Raw genomic sequence first — 19626 nt, 5'->3', positions numbered from 1 at the left:
GAATTTGATTGTAAAAAAGATGTTTAAATTTTAGTCTCAATCAAAAATTTTGGGGGTTGAAGAATTTCAGCAGGGTGTAAAGTTGAAAAATAATCTTGGTACTCGAAGTTTTTTGTTGAAGAAATTGTAATTTGAATCGGAAGCAGTTGAACAGAGACTGGAGTGGTAAAGTATAAGTTACTCACTAATGAAATAACATCTTGGAAAGGTAGATTTTCATGTTCGTCGTGTTCATCAGAATGTGCTTCTTTTTGACTGCCATAATGCAAATCTAGAAATTCTAAAAAGCTATCTTGATGTTCAATTTTGTGATGTTGATAATGAGAAATTAAATTTGATAAATTCACCAAACCAATTGCATTAATTCCAAAGGATTGGAATGTAAACAAAGCAATTAACGAATAAGTAGCAAACAATTTCATCTTACAAATGTAAGTCAATTATCAAATAGTTAAATAAAGATTAGCTTAAAAAGAAATGAATTTAAAATAGGTCAAAATAAAATTCTTGTCTATGGATCTATACATTCTGCCCAACAGATTTGTATTTCAGGCTTTCTGCTTTAAGTTTCAAAACTTTCTTTATTATCTTTATTTGATTGATTTACCATCAATTTTTTAACTTTGAAGCATGAAAAATGAACCCATAAAAAGGCATACTGCTTTACAAAATCTAAGTCGAGAGCATCACTATATCTTGGTTTTTGCTTTGCGTTTACAAAAAGGAATAGCCAAAAAAACTGAACTAAAACCAATGCAAGATTATTGCAATTGGTTTTGGGAAACTTATTTACAAACTCATTTTCGGTTAGAAGAAGAAAATTTGTTTGTACTATTAAACCCAGAGCATGAATTGATACAGCGTGCAAAGCAAGAACATTTAGAACTAATCTCGCACTTTGAAAAAACATTTAAAACGGAAGCCAATCTTACCCAGCTTTATCAATTGCTGCAAAAACACATTCGTTTTGAAGAGCGTATTTTGTTTAATTATTTACAGACGCATACTAGTGAAGATCAGTTAGAAGCTTTTCAAAAAAGTCATCGAAAACAACAATTTTGTGGACATTGGAGTCATGCTTTTTGGAAGTAAAACAATACGACAAGATTTTATGTAATCTTTATTTAATAAATTTCGAAGCTTCAAGTAAAAACGTATTTTTACTCGAATAATATTATTTATGGAAATCCCTTTATTAAAAGAAATTGTAATTGTTATGGGTATTGCTTTACCCATTATCTTGCTTTTTCAAAAGTTAAAAGTACCCTCTATTTTAGGATTTTTAATTGCTGGAATTATTGTTGGCCCAAGTGCATTTAATTTATTAAGCTCGCATCATGAAGTGGAATTACTTTCAGAAATTGGCATCATTTTTCTATTGTTTATTATTGGTATAGAGCTTTCCTTTAAAGGATTAATTAGCATTTGGAAAACGGTTTTTATCGGTGGTGGCTTGCAAGTTGGCGTTACTATTTTAATTACAGCTTTAGTGGCTATGGGATTTGGGCTACCCGTAAATCAATCGGTTTTTCTCGGATTTTTAATTTCGTTAAGTTCTACTGCTATTGTACTTAAAATTTTAAACGACCGTAACGAACTAAAATCTCCACATGGCAGAATTGCATTAGGAATTTTAATTTTTCAAGATATTATTGTTGTTCCCATGATGTTGCTTACACCTATTTTAGCTGGTAAAGCAGACGATGTAACCCAAACCATTTTACTCTTAGTACTCAAATTAGTTGGTGTTGGAGTAGTGGTTTTTGTATTACAGCGATATATTGTACCACGTGTTTTAGAAGCCGTGGTGAAAACCAAAAATAGAGAGTTGTTTATTTTAACTGTAATCGTGTTGTGTTTTGGTGTAGCATGGCTTACATCATCGGTTGGGCTTTCGTTAGCATTAGGTGCTTTTTTTGCTGGTTTAATTATATCAGAATCAGAATATTCGCATCAGGCAACCGCCAATGTACTTCCATTTAGAGAAATTTTTATCAGTTTCTTTTTTATCTCGGTTGGCTCGCTTTTAGATTTGCAATTTTTCATTAAAAATGTTCCTTCTATTATTGGGTTTGTAGTAGCTGTTTTTGTTATTAAAAAGGTAATTGTGTTGGTATTATCGCTATTGTTAAAGTACAAAATTAAAACTGCACATTTGGCTGGGTTTAGCCTATTTCAGGTAGGTGAATTTTCTTTATTACTTTCTACCGTAGGTATTCAAAATGAAATCTTATCTCCGCAAGTGTATCAATTATTTTTAGCTGTAGCCATTATAACCATGAGTATTACCCCTTTTTTTATAGCTAAAGCTGAAATTTTCACCAATGTTTTAATACAACTTCCTGTTCCAAAAAAGGTGAGAAAACGAATGGAAAAACGAAGAAAACTAGCAGAAGAACATCAAAACAATGCAGTTTCTGAAGACTTAGAAGATCATTTAGTAATAATTGGTTATGGTATTAACGGGAAAAACATTGCGCGAGTAGCAGAAAGCATGAACATTCCGCATGTAATTATCGAGTTTGATGCTAAATTAATGAAAGATGCTAAAGCAGAAAATAAACATGTAATTTTTGGTGACGCATCGCAACTCGAAATTTTAAGTCACGTAAATGCTTACAAAGCTCGGGTGGTGGTTATAGCTATTTCAGACCCTGAAGCTACACATCAAATTATTTTTAATATTCGCCAAGCATCTCAAACTACACATATTATTGTGAGAACTCGGTACGTAAAAGAAATTGAAGAAAATTTAAAAATAGGTGCCGACGAAGTAATTCCTGAAGAATTTGAAACATCTATCGAGATTTTTTCTCGTGTTTTGAAACAATATTTAGTTACCGAGTCTAAAATTTCTGAAATTGTAAACACTATTCGATCCTCAGATTACGAAGTTTTTTCATCGGTGAAGCCCATCAACAAAAAAGGAAGTTTTCAGCAATTTAACGTACCCAACAAAGAATTGGCAACCTTGCATGTGCAACATAACAGAAACGATATTGTTGGCAAAAACCTTAGCCAAACGGGTTTAGCCAATAAGTACAACGTAAATTTATTGGCTATTAAACGGGGCAGAAAATACATTACCGATATTGGGGCTGACACTAAAATTGAAGTGGACGACTTAATTTATCTATTTGGCTCGCCCAATAGAATAAATAAATTGAATAAAGAAATAAAAATTTAGTTGAAAAAACCGCCTTATGAAACGATGGAAAAAATTTTTGGTGCTTTTAGTAGGTATTTCTTTTTTGATTTTTATAGTTGCTTTTTCGATTTTATGGATACAAAAAGATCAAATTATACAAGGTTTTGTAGCTGATTACAACCAGCAAATTGAAGGTGAAATAAAAATAGAAGAAACCATAATTTCTCCATTTACCAACTTTCCTTATATTTCTATCGATGTAAAAGGTCTTCAACTCTTGGAAAATAAAACCACGCAAGAAGCTTTAGTTTACATGGAAGACGTGTATGTTGGTTTTGATTTATGGGAGCTTTTGCAAGGCGATTTTCACATAAAAAGTCTTTTGTTGAACAACGGTCAAGTTTCTATTATTCAGGATTATAAAGGGAGATATAATATAGTTGAAGCTTTTAATGAACTTCAAGAAAACCAAAAAGTTTCAGATTCATCTATGGATTACTTTCTAAAAAAAATAGAACTTCAAAACATTCTATTTACTAAAGAAAGTTTACAAGATTCATTAGTTATTTCTACGCAAATTAAAACAGCAAAAAGCAGTATTCAATCTATTGAAAATGCACTAAAAGTAGCTTTAGATCTAGAAGCGATTGTAAATGTCTCTCAAGGTGAAAATGTCTATTTTGTTAAAGAAAAATATACCGAATTACATACTAATTTTAGTTACGATTTACGCCATCCAAAAATGCTCTTTGAAGCATCGGAATTAGTTGTTAGTAACGTTGTGTTTAGCATGCAAGGTGAAATTGATGTTATGAACGATGTTGATTTTGATTTGAAATTTGCAGGCTTAAAAGAAAATTTCGATTTGCTGATTGGTTTAGCACCACCCGAAGTAGAAGAAGCTTTGCGAGTGTATGAAAATAAAGGAGAAGTGTTTTTTGAAGCAAGTATTCAAGGAAAATCAATAAAGGGTTTTTCGCCGCTGATTGAAGCTCGTTTTGGTTGTGAAAATGGTTTTTTTGATAACATTAAAAACAATAAAAAACTTAGCGATTTACGTTTTTTAGGAACTTTTACCAACGGAAAAAATCGCAACAGCAGTACATCCGAATTAAACATTCAAAATCTTAGTGCTTCACCAGAAGCAGGTATTTTTAAGGGCAATTTACGCATTACAAATTTCGATACACCCGAAATTAATTTAGAGCTAGATTCAGATTTCGATTTAAACTTTTTAACTAAATTTTTAAATCTAAACGACCTAAGTAATTTAACTGGTCAAGTACGCTTAAAAATGAATTTTAACGATATTGTTGATTTAGAAAATCCTGAATTAGCCCTTGAAGAATTTAACCAATCTTACTATTCTGAACTAGAAATTAACCAACTTAATTTTACTTCAGATTCATTTCATCTACCAATTAAAAATTTAAATGTTAAGGCCAAAACAGAAGGTAATTTAACTCAAATTCGCCTTTTTCAATTTAATTTAGGTCAATCAGATTTAAGTATAAAAGGAAACTTAACCAACTTGCCCGATCTTGTTCACCAAACTAATACTGCCGTTGAAGCTAACCTAGCAGTTGATTCTGATTTAATCGATTTTACAGAAATTACTTCAACCGGTAAAAAAAATGCGAATATAGTTGATGAAAAACTACATAATTTTTCTACCAAATTAAAGTTTACCGGAGCAGCAAATACTTTTCTTGCTTCTCAATCGCTTCCTGTAGGTACATTTTATATAGAAAAGTTAATAGGTAAATTGCAAAACTATCCGCACGAACTACACGACTTTTTCGCACAGATTTATATTTCACCAGACCAAATCGAAGTGCAAGATTTTAAGGGAATGGTAGACGATTCTGATTTTCATTTTTCTGGAAAACTAACCAATTATAATCTATTTCTTCAAGAAAACCCAAAAGGCGATGCAGGGTTTAATTTCGATGTCGATTCAAAGCTTCTTCGGCTAAAAGATGTGTTTACTTATCAAAATGAAAATTACGTGCCGGCAGATTACCAACAAGAAGTTTTGCGAGAAATACAAGCTAAAGGAACTTTAGCCATGCATTTTCAAGACTCATTAGTATCTACAGATTTTCAATTAAATAATTTTGAAGGAAGAATGCGGGTACATCCACTCAATTTTAAAGACTTCTCAGGAAAATTGCATTTTGAAAATCGCCAAATAACTTTCGATAAACTTGAAGGTAAAATAGGTAAATCGCATTTTAGTGTTTCGGGAAATTACTATTTAGGAAATGATGAAAAGTTATTGAAACAAGGTGATGAAATTCATTTTAAAGCTACTTATTTAGATCTGGATGAACTGACAAATTACAATGAATTATCTTCAAAATCGACCAAAGAAGTAGACCATGATGATGTCTTTAATGTATTTGAAGTACCCTTTAGAAATACAAAAATTACAGCTGCAATAGGTTTACTGAATTACCATAATTACAATTTAAAAAATTTTACATCAAAGCTCAGAATGCAAGAAAATCATTTCGTGTATATAGATGATATGCGTTTTGAAGCAGCAGGCGGAAAAGTAACTTTGTCGGGTTATTTTAACGGTTCAAACTCAGATAGTATTTACTTTAATCCCGATCTAAAATTACAAAATGTAAACTTAGATCAATTGCTGTTTAAGTTTGATAATTTTGGTCAAGACCAGGTAATTTCAGAAAATTTACATGGCATTATGACGGGTAGAGTACAAGGAAAAGTTTTGTTACACACCGATTTGACCCCCTACATAGAAAAAAGCAATTTAAAAATTGAAGTTTCTATACAAAATGGACGCATCGAAAATTTTGAACCCATGCAAGCCTTGTCAGATTTTTTCAACGATAAAAATTTAAACAAAGTTTTGTTTGGAAGTCTAGAAAATAGACTTGAGCTAAAAGACGGGAGCTTGGTTATTCCAAATATGTTAATTAATTCTTCCTTAGGCTATATGCAGCTTTCGGGCAAGCAAAATGTAGATTTAGAAATGGATTATTATCTCCGAATTCCATTAAAAATGGTAACACAGGTTGCTGCAAAAAAATTATTTGGAAGTAAAAAAGGAGAAATTGACCCCGAACAAGAAGACGATATTATTTATAAAGATAAATCTAAAAATACAAACTACGTAAATGTAAGAATGCAAGGAAAACCAGAAGATTATAGCATTTCTTTACGAAAAAATAAGAACGAAGATAAGGGAGCTAAAGGTTTTCAAAAAGGAGAAGAATTTCTGTTTGAAGACTTAAGCATTGAAGAATTTGAATGGTAATTACACTCACCTTTTATTTTCAAAATACATACTTTAATAATATTATAAAAATAACGACAAACCATTTCTAAAGCTTAAATTTGAGCACATATTATAACATTCTGTTTTGCTTAAAAAAATCATTGTTCAATATAAATTGAAAAAGCGTTTGGCTAGTCCATTACAAAGTGGAGAAAACAACAAGAAAGTCTTGTTTTTGGTTAACGTAGATGAATTTGATTTCGAATCAATTCATGAAAAATTCCAAGAATTATTTCAAGATAAATACGCAGTTAGAAGTATAGCTTTTACCCAACATAAAAAGAAATATAAGGAGCAGCCTGATCATTTTTTTCATACCAAAGACTTTTCTTTTTTTGGAGAAATATCGGCAGATAAAATGAAGTCCATAATTCAAAAAAAATACGAATATGTATTTCAGTTTTTTAATCAGGAACATTTGTACCTAAATTATATTTCATCAAATTCTAAAGCAAATTTGCGTGTAGGTTTCGAAGATGCTCACTCACAACTCACCGATTTGTTTTTAAATGCCAATAAAAATGACATGCGTTTGTTTTTTGAAGAAGCCAAAAAGTATTTAGAAATTATAAAAAAATCAGCATAAATGAAAAAGTTTACAGGAACAGGTGTTGCCTTAATAACTCCTTTTAATGAAGATAAAAGCGTAGATGTTTCAGCTTTAAAAACACTGGTAGAATACCAAATAGAAAACCACATAAATTATATTGTAGTTTTAGGTACAACTGCAGAAAGCGCTACCTTAACTGCAGCTGAAAAAGAATTGGTAAAACAAACCATTGTTGAACAAAATAAAGGAAGACTTCCTTTGGTTTTAGGAATGGGTAGTAACCATACAGACGCTCTTGTAAGTGAAATAAAATCTACCGATTTTACTGGTTTCGATGCAATACTATCGGTTTCTCCATATTACAACAAACCTACACAAGATGGCATGTATGCACATTTTGCTGAAGTAGCTAAAGCTAGTAAATTACCTGTTATATTGTATAATGTACCAGGAAGAACAGGCTCAAATATGGAAGTTGAAACAGTTGCAAAACTTGCAGAAGAATTCGATAATATTATTGGTATAAAAGAAGCCAAAGGCGATTTGGTGCAGGCTATGAATTTAATTGCCAAAACGCCTAAAGATTTTCTTGTAATTTCGGGAGATGATATGATTACGTTGCCCATGGTTTTAGCTGGTGGAGCTGGAGTAATTTCGGTTATAGCAGAGGGTTTTCCTAAACAATTTAGTACAATGGTTAATTTAGGTTTACACCGTAAAGTAGATGAAGCTTACCAATTGCATTATCAACTAGCTCCAGCTATAGATATGATTTTTGAACAAGGTAATCCTGCTGGTATTAAATCTGTTTTTGCCCATAAAAAGCTATGTAAAAACCAGTTGCGTTTGCCTTTAGTAGCAGTAAATAATGATTTAGACCAACGTTTGCTCGAGTTTGTACAACAAAACAATAGTTGAGTAATTAATCCGTTTTAAATATTGAAATTCATTTTAAAACTAAATTTTTCAATTCAAGTGATTATGAGTAACTTTGCAAACTTAATTTTTTATATGAAAAAGTTTGGCTTTATAATTTTATGTGTCTTGGTATTCATTTCCTGTGGTAAATACAACGAAGTTTTAAAAGGAAATTCTACCGAAGATAAATTTAATTTAGCTAAAGAGTTTTACGAAACTTCTAAAGAGAATGGTAAACGTGGTAAAATGCTTAAAGCGCTTCGCTTGTTAGAGCAAATTCAGCCTAGTATGCGCGGTAAGCCACAAAATGAAATAGTTTCCTATATGATTGCAAATGGAAATTATATTATTGGTGATTATATTGTTTCGGGTTATAAGTTTGAGCGTTTTTTAAAATCCTTTCCAGATACGCCTAAAAAAGAAGAAGCTTTTTATAAGTCTGCAGACAGTTACTATAAAGCTTCACCTAAATTCAGCCTTGACCAAACTGATACCTTTAAAGCAATAGACAAACTTCAAATTTATCTCAATACGTTCAGCGATGGAGAATATTTTGAAGAAGCTAATTCTCATCTAGCTGAACTTAGAGAAAAATTAGAACGTAAAGATTACGAAATTGCAAAACAATTTCATCACATGGAGTTTTGGCAACCTGCTGTGCATGCTTTAAACAATTTTGTAGATAATAATCCTGGATCAAATTATTTAGAGCCAGCCTATTTCTATAAATTTGAAAGTCAAAAAATTTATGCTGAAAAAAGTTTTAAATCCATTATGCGCGAACGCTTAGATGAAGCAACTGAATATTACAATACTTATATTGAACGTTATCCAGAAGGTGAATACCTGAAAAAAGCAAATCAACTTTATGCAGAAATGCAGTTGCTATACAATGAATTAAACGAACTTGAATTATAAAATCATGAATACAAATTTGAAAGAGTCTAAAGCACCAACATCTACAACCACCATTAATAAAAATGACGTAGATGCAAAAACTAACAATATTTACGAAGCTATTTCCATTGTTTCAAAACGTTCTACACAAATCAATACTGAAATGAAAAAGGAATTGATAGATAAGCTAGAAGAATTTGCTACGCATAATGATAGTTTAGATGAAGTTTTTGAAAACAAAGAACAAATTGAAGTTTCTAAGTTTTACGAACGCTTACCAAAACCACATTCCTTAGCTATGGATGAGTGGTTAAATGAAAAAATTTACTACAGAAAAACAGACGAAGACTTAGATGCTTAATGTCTTTTTTAAAAGATAAAAATATTTTATTAGGTGTAAGCGGCGGTATAGCCGCTTACAAATCTATTTATTTAGTTCGTTTATTCATAAAAGCTGAGGCAAATGTAAGGGTGATTTTAACTCCAGATGCCGAAGCTTTTGTCACTCCTTTAAGTCTATCTACACTTTCTAAAAATCCAGTGATTTCATCATTTTACGATGAAGAAAAAACTTGGTACAACCATGTAAAATTAGGAGAATGGGCAGACTATATGCTCATTGCACCAGCAACGGCCAACACGCTATCGAAAATGGTAGCCGGTCATTCTAATAATTTTTTATTAACTACTTATTTATCGGCTAAATGTCCCGTCTTTATTGCACCTGCAATGGATTTAGACATGTATAAACACCAAAGTACTCAAAAAAACCTGAATGAATTACGCCAGTTTGGTAATGAAATAATTCCTGTTGGAAGCGGAGACTTAGCAAGTGGTTTATCGGGTGAAGGAAGAATGGCAGAACCTGAAGAAATATTATCTTATCTTGAAGATTATATTGCTGAAGGCTTAATACTAGCCAACAAACAATTTTTAATTACTGCAGGTCCAACTTATGAGCCAATAGATCCGGTTCGTTTTATAGGAAATCATTCCAGTGGAAGAATGGGAATGGAAATTGCCAAAGAAGCTTTAAGTTTAGGAGCAAAAGTGCATTTAGTTTTAGGCCCAAGCGCTTTAGACCATCAGCATACAAATCTACAAATTACTAGGGTACAAACAGCCCAACAGATGCTACAAGTATGTTTAGATAATTTTGAACATACAGATGTGACCATAGCTACCGCTGCAGTTTCAGATTATAGACCTGCAGAAGTTGCCAGTCAAAAAATAAAAAAGAAATCAGATACTTTAAGTTTAGAATTGGTAAAAAATCCTGATGTTTTAAAGACCTTAGGTGCTCAAAAATCTAAACAGTTTTTGGTTGGGTTTGCTTTAGAAACAGAAAATGAAGCTGAAAACGCATTGATTAAACTAAACAATAAAAACTTAGATTTTATCGTTTTAAATTCAATGAACAACAAGGGAGCAGGTTTTCAACATGAAACCAATAAAATTAGCATTTTAGCAGCCGATTATAAAAAAGAATTTGAATTGAAATCTAAGGCTGATGTGGCAAAAGATATTTTAGCAGAAATAGTAGAACGAATTACCTAATATGAAAAATACACTTCTTTTTTTAATCTTTGTTTTTTGCTTCACAAAAACTAGTTTAAATGCGCAAGAGTTCGATTGTCAAGTAGTCGTCGATGCACAACAAACAGGAAAGCTTCAATTAACTATATTCGATAACTTAGAAAAAGCAATACAAGAATTTGTAAATCAAAAAAAATGGACCGATAAGCGGTTTGAAGATCACCAAAAACTGCGTTGTAGTATGTTTATTTTGATAACGAGCTACGATTCAGATTTTTTTACAGGAAGTATTCAATTTCAATCGTCTAGACCCGTTTTTGGTTCAGACCATTCAACACCAATCTTAAATGTTAACGACCGTAGTTTTTCATTTCGCTACACAGAATTTCAGCCTCTAAACTTTAACCCCAACTCATTTGAAACCAATTTAATGTCGGTTATTGCTTACTATTTAAATACGAGTTTAGGTTTAGATGCCGATACCTTTGAGCCTTTTGGTGGTACAGCATATTTCGAACAAGCACAACAAATTGCCAATGCTGCTCAATCTGCCAATGCATCTGGTTGGGGCGGTAGAGGCGGTAGTGGAGATTTTAACCGCTTTAACCTTAACCGCGATTTACTTGCACAAAACTTTAGCAGATTTAGAGAAGCTTTGTATGTTTATCATAGAGAAGGTTTAGATATAATGTATGAAGATGTTGATGCTGGGAAAGACAAAATAATAGAAGCTATTCAATTAATTGAAGAAGTTAATAAAACAAGACCAAACTCTGCCTTAATTCGAAGCTTTTTCGATGCAAAAGCAGGCGAAATTCAAATGATTTTAAAAGATGGACCAAAACGAGACATTACCCGTATAAAAGAATCACTCTACAAAATGGCCCCCGTTCATAACAGACTCTGGAAAGAAATTAAATAAAGGTTCATTTTAATTATTGATTTTTAACTGAAATTTAAAAGTAGAACTACACTAATTTTTATAATTGTATAATCATTCTTTTTATCTTTTTTCTAATCGTATAGCGATTTTTTTTCTTGATTCTAACAACTACTTGTGCATACTTAAATTGAAGTAAGTGGTCTTTTCTCTTTTGTTGTATAAAATTGCTTTTCCTTTCGTATTTTTGAAAAATAAAATAAACCTACGTGCTTAAAAGCTTATCTATTAAAAATTACGCCTTAATTGATGATGTACATGTTGACTTTAAAAAGTCCTTAAACATTATTACTGGCGAAACAGGTGCAGGAAAATCTATTATATTAGGTGCATTGGGTTTAATTATTGGCGATCGTGCAGACTTAACTAGCTTACGTAATAACGAAAATAAGTGTGTAATTGAAGCAAATTTTGATATTACAGAGCTTCAATTACAGGAATTATTTACCAAATTAGACTTAGATTTTGATGCCCATACTATTATAAGAAGAGAGATTTTAGCATCAGGCAAATCCAGAGCTTTTGTAAATGACTCTCCTGTTAAATTACAAACGCTTCAGCAATTGGGTAATGAATTAATCGATATTCATAGTCAGCAAGAAACCCGCTCTTTAGCTGAAAGTAACTATCAATATCAGTTAATTGATAGTTTAGCACAAGTGGAAGTTGAAAAAATAGCTTTTCAAAAACAACACCAAAAAATTAAATCTTTACAAACTGAGTTAATAGGTTTAACTAACAGAGAAACAGAATTACTAAAAGAAAAGGATTATAAAACTTTTTTATTAGTAGAATTAGAAGAAGCAAAATTAAGTGAGATTAATTTAATTGAACTAGAAAATGAGCAGCTAGAACTAAGCAATGTAGAAAATATAAAGGAACACCTAACTTTTGCAAACCAAACAATACAAGACGAAAACTACGGTATTGCTCAACAACTTAACGATATTAAAAATCGTTTTCAAAAAATAAGCAATTTAGGCAATACCTACACAGACTTATGGGAGCGATTTAAAAGCTTAAGTATAGAAACTGAAGATTTATCATTCGAATTAGATAAGTTAAATGCTTCATTAGAAGCTAGTCCGAACGAATTAGACCTAATTAATGAACGTTTAGAGTTAATTTATAAACTTCAAAAAAAACATCAGGTAGATAGTTTAGAAGGCTTGCTTCAAATAGAAGAAAGTTTAGCTAAAGAAGTTTTTGAAACTGGGAATTTAAAGGAGCGTATTTCTAATTTAGAACAACAGATTTCTAAAGCAGAAAACGAATTAATTCAAATTGGTAAAAAAATATTTCAAAAAAGAAAAAAAGTATTTCCTAGCTTAATTCAGAAAGCTAAAAAGTACCTGGAAGAATTATCTATGGCCAATGTGCAATTCGATTTTTCAATTCAATTTACAGAAAAAGCTAATAATTTTGGAATGGATGAGATGGATTGGAAGTTTTCTGCTAACAAAGGCAGTAGTCCAAAACCCATTGCTAAAGTTGCATCGGGAGGAGAACTTTCTAGATTAACTTTAGCGCTTAAGTATATTTTAGCTGAGCATAAAAAACTACCTACCATAATTTTTGACGAAATCGACACTGGTGTTTCGGGAGACGTAGCGCTTAAAATTGGAAACATGCTTTTGGCAATGGGTGGTTTTTTGCAAGTTATTTCTATTACGCATATACCACAAATTGCAAGTAAAGGCGAACAACATTTAAAAGTATTTAAGAAAGAAATTACAGGTAAAACAACTACGCAACTCAAGGTGTTAAGTACAGACGAACGTATTTTAGAAGTAGCCGAAATGTTAGGAGGCGACGCTAAATTGGCTTCAGCGATTGCACACGCAAAAAATTTATTTCAATAAAACAATTATATTTACCAACTAAAATTTAACAATTATGGCATACAATTTATTAAAAGGAAAACGCGGAATTATTTTTGGTGCACTAGACGAAAACTCAATTGCTTGGAAAACAGCAGAAAAAGTGCATGAAGAAGGCGGTAGTTTTGTGTTGACCAATGCACCCATAGCTATGCGAATGGGATCAATTAATCAACTAGCAGAAAAAACAAATGCAAAAGTAATTCCAGCCGATGCTACCAATGTTGAAGATTTAGAAAAATTAATTGATGAAGCACAAGAAATATTAGGTGGTAAACTCGATTTTGTATTACATTCCATAGGGATGTCTATTAATGTTCGTAAAGGCAGAAAATACACAGACCAGAATTACGATTGGACACACAAAGGCTTAGATGTTTCAGCCATGTCATTTCATAAATTGATGCAAACACTTCATAAAAAAGATGCCATGAATGAGTGGGGTAGTATTGTGGCTTTAACGTATATGGCAGCACAACGTGTTTTTCCAGATTACAACGATATGGCAGATAATAAAGCATTTTTAGAGTCGATTGCTAGAAGTTTTGGATATTTTTATGGAAAGGACAAAAAAGTAAGAGTAAATACAATCTCTCAATCACCAACACCAACCACTGCCGGAAAAGGAGTAAAAGGTTTTGATGGCTTTATTGCTTATGCAGAAAAAATGTCTCCTTTAGGGAATGCAACAGCAGATGAATGTGCAGATTACACTTTAACTCTTTTCTCAGATCTTACTAAAAAAGTTACCATGCAAAATCTATTTCATGATGGTGGTTTTTCTAATGTAGGAGTAAGCCAAGAAGTGATGGAGTCCTTTCAATAATAAATTTAGAAGTACAACTACAAAAAGCCAGTAAAACAGTTTACTGGCTTTTTTATTTAGAAAAATTTAATATTTAAGAGAAATATCAGGTGATTATGATAACTTTTTTTTAATTTACGCCCTCAACAAAAATATTTGATATGAATAAATTTTTACTAACTGTAACTTTTGTACTACTCAGTATAGGTGTAAGTTCAGCACAATATTGTGTTCCAACTTATGCTACTGGATGTGCATCAGATTTAATTGAAGATTTTAGTATTCCAGATGCTGGTTTTAGCCATTTAGCAACAGGCTGTTCTCCAGATGCTTTTGGAGACTTTACTGACGATGCTACTTTAGAAATAGGCATGCAAATTAGCGTACCTTATAATTTTGAAATTGTATATGGTAGTGCATTTACACAAAGTGGTAAAATTTGGATTGATTTTAATGGAGATGAAGTTTTTGAAGATACAGAATTATTATTCGAATCTTCAGGTTCAGCTGCTCAACACAATGGAGTAATTACTATTCCAAATATAGTAGCTACAGGTGTAACAAGAATGCGGGTAATGAGTAGGTTTGGTAGCTGGGCAGATATCAATGATGCCTGTACACCAGGATCATCTTGGGGTGAAACTCACGATTACACGGTAAATATCTTACCAGCTCCAGATTGTCCAATGCCATCATCTATTTTAATTGACAACATAACTGGTGTTTCTGCCGATCTGAGTTTTGATGAAGTTGCAGCAGCAACAAATGGTTATACTTATAATGTATATTTAGAAGAAGATGATATTGAAACAGCAACACCTATTGTAACTGAAACATTAAGCACAACTGAAACAACAACAACTATTGTTGGACTTTCAGGTCAGACTGATTATAAACTTACTTTACAATCCGATTGTGATGGAAATGGATTGAGTAATGTAACCAGTCCAATTTCATTTACCACATTAGAAACTTGTATCCCACCCAACGGATTAGAAGTTTCTAATATTACAGAAAACTCAGTAGATTTAAGCTGGGATGAAGTTCCAAATGCAATTGATGGCTACGAATGGTCAGTTTTTATTGCTGGAGCAGATCCCGAAGTAGATACACCGGAAGCATCAGGTTTAATAGATTTTGGAACCAACCAAGCTTCTGTATCCAGTTTGCCTTCAGGTGAAACTTTTCAAGTATACGTAACATCTAATTGCGGTGATATAGATGGAATAAGTCTCTTAAGTTTACCTGTTCAATTTGCCACTTTATGTTCAACTTTTTCAGCGCCTTATTTTGAAAGTTTTGATGATTTGCCATGGGTACCAGGTAGTGGTTTTACAAACAGCTCTCCTGAACCTGAATATGATCCATGCTGGTCAGCTAATCCAACTGCACCCGATTTTTTCTGGGGAGCGGGAACAGATACTACAGGTTCTAGTTTTTCAACAGGTCCTTCAGCAGATAGAAGTGGTGATGGAAATTATATATTTGTAGAGTCTTCTGCAGGTTCAAATGGTGATCAAGCTCTCTTGTTTTCTCCAATAATAGATTTATCTACTTTATCAACACCCGCGCTTAGTTTTTACTATCATATGAGAGGGACATCAATCGGAACATTAACGGTTGAAGCGAAAGAGTTTACATCAACAGATTGGACAGAAATCTTAAGTATATCTGGAGCTCAACAAGAAAATGGAGATGACGCTTGGTTAGAAGCAGTAGTGTCGCTTAGCGGTTTTGAAAATCAAACTATACAGGTAAGATTCAATACTACTAAGGAAGGTACAAGTGGTGACATAGCTATAGACGAATTTGAAATAAATGAAGCACCAACATGTTTTGATGTAACAGGTTTTTCTGCTAGTGCAGGTTTAGATACAGCCACCTTTAATTGGGATTCAGTAGATTCTGCTACAGATGGATATATTTTAGAAGTCTATAATGAAGGTGAAGAAGTGGGGGTAGATTCTCCTTTTATTTCAGAAAGTCTTGCTCAGAATGTACTTACGTATGAAGCAATTGGATTAACTGAAGGTACTAACTATATAGCAACTATCAATTCTATTTGTGGTGCAGATAATTTTGGCGATTTAGTTACTATCGAATTTTCTACAGTTTCACTTGGAGATAATTGTCAAGCAGCAATAGAAGTGCCAAGTTTACCGTACACTACAACAGATGATACTACAAACTATAGTGATTTTTACGAAGGATCACCAGGAGCAGAATGTGGATCAACATCACCTTACTTGGGTGGTAACGATGTAGTTTATTCTTACACGCCAGATGAAGATATGGTTGCTTTAGTTTCAATGACTCCAACAAATACCTGGTCTGGTATTTTTGTATACGAATCTTGTGAAGATATAGGTAACCAATGTTTGAATGGAGTTGCAAGTTCAAATACTGATATAAGACAGTTTGAAGTTAGTCTTACAGGAGGACAAGATTATTATATAGTAATTAGTACATGGCCATCACCACAAACTACAGGATACGATTTAGAAATCACAGAAGTATTATGTGGAGCAGTTTCTGGTTTAGAAACAACATTTGTTGGTTCTACAGTTATAGATTTTGCTTGGGATGCTGTACCTAATGCAGTTAATTATCAATGGGAATTATACAATAATGGCGATGATCCTGAAACTGTTACTCCAGTTGATTCGGGTTCAACAGCGGATACTTTTGTTAATTTTACAGATTTAGATTCAGCAACAGCTTACGACTTCTATGTACAAAGTGAATGTGCAGATAATCAGTTAGGAGATTTAACAGGTCCATTAACTGTAGTTACAGAATGTGAAGCTCAAAATTTCCCAACACCTGTAGAAGATTTTGAAAATGCTAATTTTAATTATAATACGAATGATTTGATGCCATGTTGGTCTGAAGGTGTAGGCGAGTTGACAGATTCTATGTCCATCGATACAGACAGCTTTGGGAGTTGGGGTGCTGGAAATTATGCTAATACATCTAATACAGAAAATGGTCAAGCTGCCCGTATAAATGTTTTTGGAACAGGTACATCTTGGTTGGTTTCACAACAAATCGATTTAGGAGATGGGACAACAGATCTTGTAATTCAATATGATACAAGTTTAGTGCCTTTTAGTGGTGGTAATATTAATAGTCCACAAGTAACTGATTTTGGTTTACACACCATAAATGTTGTAGTTTCAACCGATGGTGGAAATACATGGAGTGATCAAAATATAGTAAATACCTATGACAACACTAATATTCCAAGCCCAGATCAAACCGAATTTATATCCCTTGCAGGTTACTCAGGAATTGTAAAGATTGGTTTTTATGTAAATAGAATTTCTTCAACAGATTTATGGTTTTCTGTAGATAACTTTAGAGTAATTGAAGCACCAGATTGTTTTGCGCCATTAAATCTTAATGCCGTAGTTGTAGGCATAGAAGATGTTGAATTTACATGGGAAACCAACCCTTTAAATTCTATAGAAGATGCATGGGAAGTACAATATGGTTTAGAAGGTTTTGAATTAGATAGTGAAGGTGCTACATCAGTTATAGTAAACGGAAATCCTGAAACTATCGTGAATGGTTTAGAATCTGCATCAGATTATGAATTTTATGTAAGATCTATATGTAGTTTAGAAGACGCAAGTGAGTGGAGAGGACCAGAAGCATTTAGAAGTCCGATTGTACCAATTGAAATTGGAGCTGGAGAATTCCATAACGAAGTATATTGTTACGGTAATTTTGATTCACAAGAATGGCTTTTTGTCTCCACTGCAGATGAAAATTTAGATTTAATTTTTAATGCTGGTAGTTTAGAAGATGTTACAGCTTCAAACGATGTGTTGTTAATTTATGATGGTTTTAATGAAAATGGGACGCTAATATTCGACTCGTCCGTAGATGGTGCTGTGTTAGCAGGTCTTACTTTTACATCTACCACTGGCGGATTTTATATGATCTTAACTTCAGACTTGGTTCAATCGTGTCAAGGTGGACAAGGTGAATTACCCGAAGAACTTGATTTTGATGTCTTGTCTGAAACATTTTCAACGCCAGGTTTCGGTAAAAATGAATTTTCATACTATCCGAATCCGGTACAAACAAGTTTAAATATTCAATCTGATAAGCTAGTTGAATCTATAGAATTGTTTAACATTTCAGGACAGAAATTAAGAGTTAAAACACCTAATAGTAACACACCTAGCATACAAATGCAAGATTTACCATCAGGAATGTACTTAATGAAAGTTACAATAGATGGTAAAATTGAAACTTTTCAGATTATCAAAGAATAATCAATACATTTATTTTACTACAAAAAAAACCTGCTTTTTTAAAGCAGGTTTTTTTATTATGGCTTTAAAATATAAATATTTTAAACTAATGTCTATAATTTATAAGTTTTTTTCTACATTTATGCAAAATTTTAAAAATTATTAATTATGAGAAAAATTACGTTGTTTCTATTGCTTTTTTCGGCAATATTAACCTATGGTCAAACAACGACCATTAATTTTGATGATGATGCAAATTGGATTCCTAGTCCAGATGGTGGCATCACTAGTTATCAAGATAATCACGTCTATGCAGAAGGAGTTTTTTCAGCTACTGCGGTCGATGCATTAAGACAGGGTAATGGAGACCAAGATGGATTTCCAGGTGCTCTAGGAGAGTTTTCTTGGCGTTTACGTAACAATAATCTTACTTCATGGACAGCTACTATCGCATCGGGTGGTGTTGATGTTTTTTCTGTTGCGGTAAGAAGATGGGACGCAAGTCCTTTTCCTAATTATAATCTTGAGTATTCTATCAATGGAGGCGAAAATTGGGTTTTTGTTGATCCAATAATCAATTCATCCCTAAACGAAGCTAGTGACTGGGTTACTTTCTCAGGAACTATACAGAGTGATGCAGACGATATTTTAGTTAGAATTATTCCTAATGCTTCTGGAGAACGAATTATGGTAGATAATTTTGCATGGTCTGGGTTTTCAGCCCCAACAACTCCTACAACTGAAGCACCAACTCCAACAGAAGATGAAGCTAATGTAATTAGTTTATTTAGTGATGCTTATACAGATGTTACAGTAGACACTTGGTTGACACCTTGGTCTTCAGCTCAACAAACCGATGTGCTAGTAGATGGAAATGATGTAAAACTATATTCTAATTTGGATTTTGCAGGTATTGAAACGGTGGCCAATCCTATTGATGCCACAGAAATGGATACATTCCATATGGATGTATGGTCTCCAGACGCAACTACTTTTAGAGTAAAGTTGGTTGATTTAGGTGCTGGTCCCGTTGAGGGAGAAATAGCATTTAATATACCACAAGGTGAATGGGTAAGTCTTGACATTCCATTAGAAGATTTTGCTAACCCTGATTTAGTAACAGGTCCTTTATTAACTGCACGTAATTCTATTCAGCAATTAATTATTTCAGGATTACCAGTTGGTGCAGTAACAGCCTATGTAGACAATATTTACTTTAGTCAAGAGTCTTTGTCAGAACCTGGATGTTTGGTAGACCAGTTTGGACAATGGCCTGGGTCTACATTTACTCCTAATCCAGCATTAGCAGATGGCGAGACAGCACAGAATATTACTACTGCAGGATGGGCTGGTGAATATTCGAAAGTAAATGTTGTTGATGGC

General features: G+C 32.8%; 13 protein-coding genes and 1 pseudogene. 13 read left to right on the top strand and 1 reads right to left on the bottom strand.

The annotated features are described in order from the left end of the window. Positions 1–23: 23 nt before the first annotated feature. Positions 24–422 (bottom strand): hypothetical protein, encoded by a 399-nt coding sequence (locus IEV63_RS08420; RefSeq protein WP_188406361.1) that lies wholly within the window; start codon positions 420–422, stop codon positions 24–26. Positions 423–630: 208 nt separating this feature from the next. Between IEV63_RS08420 and IEV63_RS08415 the strand changes: the two genes are divergently transcribed. The 13 genes and pseudogenes from IEV63_RS08415 to IEV63_RS08355 all read left to right on the top strand — a co-directional run. Next, complete coding sequence (locus IEV63_RS08415) at positions 631–1092, top strand: hemerythrin domain-containing protein (protein WP_188406360.1); 462 nt, start codon at positions 631–633, stop codon at positions 1090–1092. 88 nt (positions 1093–1180) lie between these two features. Continuing rightward, complete coding sequence (locus IEV63_RS08410) at positions 1181–3187, top strand: monovalent cation:proton antiporter family protein (protein WP_188406359.1); 2007 nt, start codon at positions 1181–1183, stop codon at positions 3185–3187. A 16-nt stretch (positions 3188–3203) separates the two neighbouring features. Beyond that, positions 3204–6434 carry an AsmA family protein gene (locus IEV63_RS08405; protein ID WP_188406358.1) on the top strand — a complete coding sequence of 1077 codons (3231 nt, stop codon included), beginning with the start codon at positions 3204–3206 and terminating at the stop codon, positions 6432–6434. A gap of 106 nt (positions 6435–6540) precedes the next feature. After that, a complete protein-coding gene (locus IEV63_RS08400; protein WP_188406357.1) occupies positions 6541–7041 on the top strand; it encodes a DUF6913 domain-containing protein in 501 nt (166 codons plus the stop codon). Next, complete coding sequence (gene dapA / locus IEV63_RS08395) at positions 7042–7923, top strand: 4-hydroxy-tetrahydrodipicolinate synthase (protein ID WP_188406356.1); 882 nt, start codon at positions 7042–7044, stop codon at positions 7921–7923. A 93-nt stretch (positions 7924–8016) separates the two neighbouring features. Next, a complete protein-coding gene (locus IEV63_RS08390) occupies positions 8017–8841 on the top strand; it encodes an outer membrane protein assembly factor BamD (protein WP_188406355.1) in 825 nt (274 codons plus the stop codon). A 4-nt stretch (positions 8842–8845) separates the two neighbouring features. After that, positions 8846–9181 (top strand): DNA-directed RNA polymerase subunit omega, encoded by a 336-nt coding sequence (locus IEV63_RS08385; RefSeq protein ID WP_188406354.1) that lies wholly within the window; start codon positions 8846–8848, stop codon positions 9179–9181. Continuing rightward, positions 9181–10377: a bifunctional phosphopantothenoylcysteine decarboxylase/phosphopantothenate--cysteine ligase CoaBC gene (gene coaBC / locus IEV63_RS08380; RefSeq protein WP_188406353.1), complete on the top strand. Its 1197-nt coding sequence runs from the start codon at positions 9181–9183 to the stop codon at positions 10375–10377. The genes IEV63_RS08385 and coaBC overlap by 1 nt, the downstream gene beginning before the upstream one ends. Before the next feature lies 1 nt (position 10378). Then, positions 10379–11278 (top strand): type IX secretion system protein PorD, encoded by a 900-nt coding sequence (gene porD, locus IEV63_RS08375; protein ID WP_188406352.1) that lies wholly within the window; start codon positions 10379–10381, stop codon positions 11276–11278. A gap of 227 nt (positions 11279–11505) precedes the next feature. Further along, a complete protein-coding gene (recN, locus tag IEV63_RS08370) occupies positions 11506–13158 on the top strand; it encodes a DNA repair protein RecN (RefSeq protein WP_188406351.1) in 1653 nt (550 codons plus the stop codon). A gap of 34 nt (positions 13159–13192) precedes the next feature. Then, positions 13193–14002: an enoyl-ACP reductase FabI gene (locus IEV63_RS08365; protein ID WP_188406350.1), complete on the top strand. Its 810-nt coding sequence runs from the start codon at positions 13193–13195 to the stop codon at positions 14000–14002. A 140-nt stretch (positions 14003–14142) separates the two neighbouring features. After that, a complete protein-coding gene (locus IEV63_RS08360; protein WP_188406349.1) occupies positions 14143–18264 on the top strand; it encodes a GEVED domain-containing protein in 4122 nt (1373 codons plus the stop codon). Between the two features lie 147 nt (positions 18265–18411). After that, positions 18412–19626, top strand: a pseudogene (locus IEV63_RS08355) (hypothetical protein); the annotation flags it as partial.

Source organism: Psychroflexus salis, assembly GCF_014640175.1.
GTDB classification, from domain to species: Bacteria; Bacteroidota; Bacteroidia; order Flavobacteriales; family Flavobacteriaceae; genus Psychroflexus; species Psychroflexus salis.
The sequence above is the reverse complement of the archived record's forward strand: the minus strand, read 5'-3'. Positions and strand labels throughout refer to the sequence as shown.